Source organism: Oceanispirochaeta sp. M1 (assembly GCF_003346715.1).
GTDB lineage: Bacteria > Spirochaetota > Spirochaetia > DSM-2461 > DSM-2461 > Oceanispirochaeta.
Genome location: NZ_QQPQ01000088.1, coordinates 1 through 6975 on the forward strand (window position 1 = coordinate 1; position 6975 = coordinate 6975).

At 38.4% G+C, this 6975-nt stretch carries 9 protein-coding genes; 4 read left to right on the forward strand and 5 right to left on the reverse strand.

Features of this window, described 5'->3' with window-relative positions:
* The first annotated feature begins 421 nt into the window (after nt 1–421).
* Complete coding sequence (locus tag DV872_RS25555) at nt 422–1171, forward strand: nucleotidyltransferase domain-containing protein (protein WP_158547188.1); 750 nt, start codon at nt 422–424, stop codon at nt 1169–1171.
* A 22-nt stretch (nt 1172–1193) separates the two neighbouring features.
* Here DV872_RS25555 and DV872_RS25560 read toward each other — a convergent pair whose 3' ends face one another.
* On the reverse strand, nt 1194–2132 hold the full coding sequence (locus DV872_RS25560; RefSeq protein ID WP_114632811.1) for a hypothetical protein: 939 nt from the start codon (nt 2130–2132) through the stop codon (nt 1194–1196).
* A 12-nt stretch (nt 2133–2144) separates the two neighbouring features.
* Nucleotides 2145–3377: an MBL fold metallo-hydrolase gene (locus DV872_RS25565; RefSeq protein WP_158547191.1), complete on the reverse strand. Its 1233-nt coding sequence runs from the start codon at nt 3375–3377 to the stop codon at nt 2145–2147.
* A gap of 128 nt (nt 3378–3505) precedes the next feature.
* Between DV872_RS25565 and DV872_RS25570 the strand changes: the two genes are divergently transcribed.
* Both DV872_RS25570 and DV872_RS25575 read left to right on the forward strand, forming a co-directional pair.
* Nucleotides 3506–3829, forward strand: coding sequence for a hypothetical protein (locus DV872_RS25570; RefSeq protein ID WP_114632813.1), 324 nt, complete (start codon nt 3506–3508; stop codon nt 3827–3829).
* 213 nt (nt 3830–4042) lie between these two features.
* Nucleotides 4043–4438 (forward strand): NUDIX domain-containing protein, encoded by a 396-nt coding sequence (locus tag DV872_RS25575; protein ID WP_158547189.1) that lies wholly within the window; start codon nt 4043–4045, stop codon nt 4436–4438.
* Between the two features lie 75 nt (nt 4439–4513).
* Here DV872_RS25575 and DV872_RS25580 read toward each other — a convergent pair whose 3' ends face one another.
* From DV872_RS25580 to DV872_RS25590, 3 genes are all read right to left on the reverse strand, one after another.
* Nucleotides 4514–5620 carry an ImmA/IrrE family metallo-endopeptidase gene (locus tag DV872_RS25580; protein WP_114632815.1) on the reverse strand — a complete coding sequence of 369 codons (1107 nt, stop codon included), beginning with the start codon at nt 5618–5620 and terminating at the stop codon, nt 4514–4516.
* Between the two features lie 30 nt (nt 5621–5650).
* Nucleotides 5651–5959: a type II toxin-antitoxin system RelE/ParE family toxin gene (locus DV872_RS25585; protein WP_158547190.1), complete on the reverse strand. Its 309-nt coding sequence runs from the start codon at nt 5957–5959 to the stop codon at nt 5651–5653.
* Between the two features lie 101 nt (nt 5960–6060).
* Nucleotides 6061–6252, reverse strand: coding sequence for a hypothetical protein (locus DV872_RS25590; RefSeq protein WP_147283273.1), 192 nt, complete (start codon nt 6250–6252; stop codon nt 6061–6063).
* Nucleotides 6253–6485: 233 nt separating this feature from the next.
* On the opposite strand from DV872_RS25590, the gene DV872_RS25595 reads away from it, so the two are divergent.
* The coding region (locus tag DV872_RS25595) for a hypothetical protein (RefSeq protein ID WP_147283274.1) at nt 6486–6975 on the forward strand (490 nt) is incomplete at its 3' end.

Here is a 6975-nt window from a genome sequence, read left to right on the forward strand (position 1 = left end):
TCTGAAGAGCAGATGCTATTTGACGACGGCTGAGATCCGACTGAATATATAGTCGAATTATTTCTTTTGACTTCTTCACGGTAATCCTCTTCTGCGGCACATTCATCTCCTGAAATCTGTTTTTCAGTAGTAGTGTGCTCTTCTTTTGAGGTTGAATGAAGTCATTAAAAAAATGATTCCGGAAATTGCTTAAAAAGTGGCAACTTTAAACCGGAATGGGTGGCAACTTTCGTCCGGAATCACTGGCAACTTTGAACCGGAATGGGTGGCAACTTTCATCCGGATTTTCTAAAATACAATTAAACGATGCGGTATTGAATTTCAAACGGGTGATCTTATCTCGCTTTGGGGGGAGAAGATCACACAGCAGTTTACCATCAAAGGAAATCTTGATTTCGAACAACAACTTGATGAAATCCCTTTGGAATTATTACTTAATTTTGAACAGCTTGTGGCAGTATTGGATTCCAGTGCTAAAATCCAGACAATGTTTATATTTGGTTCTATGGCTCGGGGTGAACTGACCGCCAATTCTGATATAGATGTGTTTGTTGTGACTGAATTAACTGTTTCTGAGATGGAAGATTTTATTAAACAGGATCTGAATACTAGAAATCTTTTTACAGACTCAATCCGTAATAAATTAACTCTTAGATATGAGGGGAATCTCTTGATAGAAATTAATTGTGTCAGGAATATCGCAGAGGCTGCATCCTTTTACAGGGAGGCAAAAATAAAGAATATCAGCCAGTCTCTCTATATTGGAACCCCGGCAGATATTAAGGTACTGGAGGGGTTCTGTCGGATAAAAGTAGATGAAAAGGTGCTGATGGAAGATCTGATTAGTGAGATCTTTTATTTTATCTGCTCTTTACCTGGAATTATGAATAATAAAGACGAGTATAAATTCTATTTCCATGGGAATATTATCCTTCATGATTTTGTACGTATTAGAGCAATTCTATCGGGAGTTAAAGATAAAAAACATCTTCCTGCACATTCTAAAGATTTTTTATCTGAAGGATATAATGTGTTGTTTCCTCCTTATGAAGGGAATCTACAGAATTATATAGATGATACAATTACTTGTTTCAGAGAATGTTTAACTGAGGTGGGAACAGTCTTTGATATTGATACCTCGAAGTATTCTGATTTTCCTTTCAGAATTTAGGGTCTGATTTTAATTTGCAATCTTAATTATATATTTCTGATAATTTGTGAATTAATTCATTCTCCCAGTTTTCAGAAACATCGTAGTACAATATTTCATATTTTATTTTATCTGATGAGTTAAGTAGTTTTAAAATATCTACTTTAAATTTTTCTAGGCTTGAATGTAAATTTTTAACTAAAAAGAAGGCATTAATCTCTTTTGTTTTAAGTGTTTGGAGACTTCCATATCCACGATATGATGATTTTTTTGGATTTAATTGCCAGTTATTATTTCCAGATATCAAATCACTCATTAAATTTGCATAAAAGAATAATTCTGATACAATCCCAGCTCCTTGATTATTAGGTTCTTTCAGTTCATATATACATAATTTATTGTGGGAATCGATAGACCATAAATCAATTGCTCCCTTATTGAATATTCTACTTTTATCTTTAACTTTGTCACAGAAAATGCCTACAGGTAGTTGATCACAGTATGTTTGATCCTCTAACCCATGTTCAACTCGTATCTCATCACCAAATAAATTGTGAAGAAATGATTTTTCAAGAATATGTTCTTTTTTGGGATTTTTACTAAAAGTAGAATGACTATCTGGAATATGATTAATTTTTTTAGCATCATTAAAGAGTCTTTTAAATTGATCAACTTCAGATATATTATCTTTATGAATATTGAACCATGAATTCATGGCTTCTTTAAATTTAAATAGCCTGTACAGGAAACGTACATAGTATTGTTGATTTGTATCAAGATTATTAAATTCAAAAATAGTTGGATTATTAAGTGAATTGAATTTAAGTGTAACTGACTTATATTCGCCGGTGACTTTTAAGAGCATACTCCATGCCTCAAAGGCCGCAGAATCATCTTGCATATTATCAGTAGGTTTTTTTATAGTAATTGTTTCATTTATATCATCAAAATCTATTAGTTCTGTTCTTTGAAATTTGCCCATTATCTACTTCTCCTATTTGTCTCTGTTACTAAACCACCCCGGATTCTCAGTATGAACCGGAATCACCTCAGATGGATTAAGTTTCTCAATAGTCCTGCGGATTGTGTCGGGATCGGCATGGCCGCTGGTGTGCAGGGTTACATCCCTGCAGCCTTTAGTATAAAGCCAGCTTAGGAAATTGTCGTTCTTTTTTAGTTTTCTGTATCCCGACCATTGGGAGTAAAAGAGGACGCTGTTTTCCCAGTTTGTTATCTGGTCCAGCCATCTGGGACGGCAGGAAGGTCTTGTGAGTATCAGGTACTTGCCCGGGTTGGCATTTGACTCTTCCCTGGAGAGTTTTTTGTTTTTGTAGGGGTAGAGCATTTCACTACCACAGGACTTTGTAATCATATTACTGATGGCAGGGGGATAGTAGACCCTGATGTCATCAAATGTCTTCGGGTCGGGGAGTCCTGTTCCTCTGGCGGCGATACTCAGCATATGGGCTATGAATATGTCTACAGCCAGCTCTCTCCCTGTCTGCTTTGCCACTCTGTAGAAGGTGGTTATTCTGTCAAAATTGACAGATGATCCCCAGCCCAGAGCGAGACCACCTTCGTGTGTTTTAAGGATCTCAATAGCTCTTTTTTCAAGCTCATCTTCCGTGGGAACCTTTGAATCAGTGCGGCTCAGCATTGTTCCTTCACAGATCAATTTATCTACAGGTGATTCGATGTCATTTATGAATTTATACCAGAGTTTTCCTTTTCGGCCGTGTTTCCTGAAGTCTCCTGTATAGACAATACGTTCACCATCAGCGTCTATTTCAAAAGCGCAGGCATCCATGGCGGAGTGATCCACTAGGTGAGTCTTTACTGTGATATCTCCTATATGAAGGGTTTCTCCCGGTTTGTATGGTTTTGATGTATGCAGAAATGAATTCTGATCCCTGCCTAGAAGCCTTTGCTGCATCAACAGGAGATCCTTAGCTTTACCCGGGAGGTAGAGGGGAGTGGACTCTTTTAGAAGTCCTGCCAGACCCCAGTGGTCTTTGTGGTAGTGACTGATAAAGACTGCATCTATCTTTTGGGGAAGATCCGGCAGGTCATACTCTACTGTTGAAGGTTCCTCTTCTATGCCGTTTAAGGGCAGGCCGATATCCAGGAGGATGGTTGTGCTGCTGGTACTGATCTGGATACAGGTACCTCCAATTTCATTGGAACCTCTGTGGACTGTTATTTTTGCTGCGATAAGCTGCTCCTTAATCTGTCAGTTGTTTCATTATAAAGTAGAAGTGTGTCAATTCCTGGCACATATATATTATTTTATACATGCCAAGATATGACATATGTGTATGTTATAGTTGTTTTAATAGGAACTACGGGAGGTTTAAGATGATTATAAAATTTGAACCTGAGAAATCCAGTCCTAGTCTAATGGAATTACTCCTCAGTGCTCCTTCGAGCGAGTGGAATGAGAATAATCCGGATAAGATTCCAGATCCCTTTCTAAAGTCCTCTTTAAATATGGTACTCAATGGCTTCCGTGCTGCCCAACTGGAAAACATATTAAATAAGCAGATCAAAAAGGATAATTCCTCTGGTGCTGATCTATTGAAGAAATTGATTATCCGGGACGGGGGTTTGAGCCTTGTGAAAGGGAACAGCCCCCTGGAAGCCTGGAATCATCTGCAGGGTTTAATTAGTATTGATATATAAAAATATTGTATATCGCGATATGAGATGGAATGATGTTTTTCAGGAAGAGTTCTGAAGGAAAATAATGGGATTGTATGTCGTCAAAAAGTTTCGCACTTCTCAAGCAGCTTCCTAAGGTCCAATCCGATAAATGAACAACAGATTTTGATTTAGACGTTAAATTGTTCTACATTTAGATATGATGTTCGATATTTAATGATAGGGGAGGTCTATATGAATCCATCAATTTATATACGGCGAAAAGGAGTTGCACTGGTAGAAACAGAGAAGGGGATTCTTCTCGTTTTGGAAAAGCATAAGAAATACTACTCTTTACCGGGAGGTAAGGCGGAGAAGAATGAAACAAGAGAGGATGCCTGTAAGAGAGAACTGGCAGAAGAAACGGGTATGATAGCCCATTCTTCCCGTTACTTTGACGCCTACCTTGGACCCGTTTGGCCCAATAAGAAAATTCGGAACGATGCAAAAGTTTTTGTTGTTGAAGCAACAGGAGATCCCAAACCTATAAGCGAAATTGATACTGTTGCCTGGTGGACACCGCGATGCCATTTGAAACTGAATGATGCGGCTAAGACTCAGATACAAAAATACATGTTAGAGTACAATTAGTTCCAGGTTTTTTAAAATTATCTAATCATCTTGTAAATGCATATATTAAAACAAAATATTTTATTTTATATAAATCTATGCCTCAAATATCTGCCTGATTTTAGATTTATATCTGTTTAGACGGCTGCGATAATCAACAAAACCATGGTACTGAAGAGTTCCGAGAACTACTGCAGAACCTATGCCGGTTTTTTCAGATATCTCCAGAAGATTCCTCTCACTAAAGTAATTAGAATGAGGATGTCCCAGCTTCAATATCTCCTCAATTTTGAGCATATCAGAGGCGATTTTATCGGCTTCTTTTTCTCTATCGAGAGAAGAATGTTCATCCAGATTGTCAAGAATATAAAGACTTTTCTCTTCAGTGAAATGATTCAGTACATGGGCTATCTCATGTGCCATAGTGAACCAGAAATTATCCTCTCTGTCGTAACGGCAGGTATACACAATAACCGGATTTTCACCGCTGTAGAAACAGGCTCCGTCGAGGTAAGTTTTGGACAGATGTTTCTGGTAGAGGAATTTGACTCCTATCTTATGAAGATTCTCCATAATCAGAGTGATTCCTGAAGGAGAGTTTGTATATTGGGAGTAGTTTTTTTGAATTTCTTGTAATCCTCTGTAGTCATAGGGGGAGCATGAAATCTGATTGGAACGGTTTAAAGCAATTTTATACCAGGTAATACTGTAATTCTGTGTGTACACATCATCTTCTTTATTCTGCCTGGCACAATAGTTTTTTTCATCTTTATATTCAGAGAAATCAGGTTTTTTATTTGTATCCCAAATTTCCTGATAGCTTTCCCTATATCCTTCAGCGGTTTTCTCATGTACATCGATCCAGCCATTTTTTTGTATTTCCAGCACGGGCATGTATTGGCGTATTTTCGCTTTGATTCCAGCGGATTGCTCTTTTTTTATCTCCCGGGAAAGGGCGAGGCGATACTGATTTTCAAGGTTCAACCAGAATTCAGGGCTGTTCTCAAAGGCCCGGGAAAAGAGCCTGGCGGTCTCAACTGAAATTCCCTGCTTTCTATTGATAATCTGGTTGATGGACTTCATCGACAGCTCTGTGATATCAGCCAAATCTTCCTGTGTCCAGGACCTCACATCCAGAAAACGTTTTACAATATCTCCCGGAGCTACTATTTGAGCCGGTTTTAATTGATTGATACTGGGCATTTTTATCTCCTTCCCTTCCTGATAAAACCATTAGCTGTAATGGCTGCTGATCTCCTCAATACAGATGATTCCAATGGTTTTTTGCTCGTTTTCCCAATCTATGCTTACTTCCAGGCGATATTTACCGGAAAGGCGCAGAGAGTAGCGGGCTTTTGAATTTACCAGATGTTTAAAATTCAAAGATGGTTCCTTCCAGAGATCATAAATATCTTTGGCTGCTTTGAGTATTTCCACAACCTCAAAAAAACTGGTCAGAACTTGAGGAGGAATTCTGTATTTCTTACTTTTTCCTACTGTATAAAGCTTAAGGAGTTCTTTGTTATAAATAGCAACTTCCACTATTCAATCCTATACTGGATATATTTATGTGTCAATGTAATTTACCTGTATGGTTGTATACATATGTTACATTTAACCAGGTAAGTGTTTTTAGATGTTGATTATATTCTTTTCTCTTTTAGAACTCTGGTGACATTGGTCACATTGACCTGTTTGATTCTTACGAAGGATCGCAGCGGCAGCTGCCGGGGGGCTCCGGCGGCGGGACAGAGCCGGGAATAAGCCGCCCGAAAAGCAGCTATAGCGTAGAGCCAGTCCAGCCTAGAGGGCTGGCGGACCCAAAGAAATATCAATATAGATATTCCTCTCATACTACACTCAAGCCTCAAAGACCTTCATTCTCTGCTGCAGGATGGGCTCCGCGTCCAGGTTCTGCTGGGGGAGGAAGAGGAGGACCACCGGCATGTCCAGGCCTATGATGTATTTTCATTATAGAAAATGAATTTAACAGTTGGGATTGTTTTATCACATCCTCATTTTATGTCCCTCTCTTTGCATATAGTAATATTTCCAGGGAGGACTGATTATGACAGAAGTGTTATCACAAGAAGAAATAGATCAATTATTAACAGCAATATCAACAGGCGATAAGAAACGAGGAAAGTTTATCAGAACGTTTCAGAAGCTGGGTGAGAGAGTCTCCGCCTCTTTTGGAGTTGAAAATAAGGATCTTTTTTTTAAATCCCTGGATAGATTTCAGGCTGCTCATGTCACGGTCGACAAATCCAATATTCAGGAGATTCAAAATAATGTTTCTCTTATGGAACCGGAGGCTATTTTTAAACTGGGATCAATTGAGTTTATACCAGTCCATTTCTGCCCTCATTGTAAGAAGTATCATTATGCTAAGGAGATTTCTGACAGTTATCAGAATGATATCCCTACTCCTGAATTTGCAAAGCTACATAAGAAGGACGGGATATTCCGGATGAAAAGGAAGTGGCTGACTGAGAATCGAACCATTCGCTGCTCTAATTGTAATAAGAGATTCCAACCAACAATTGTCATTAGTAATA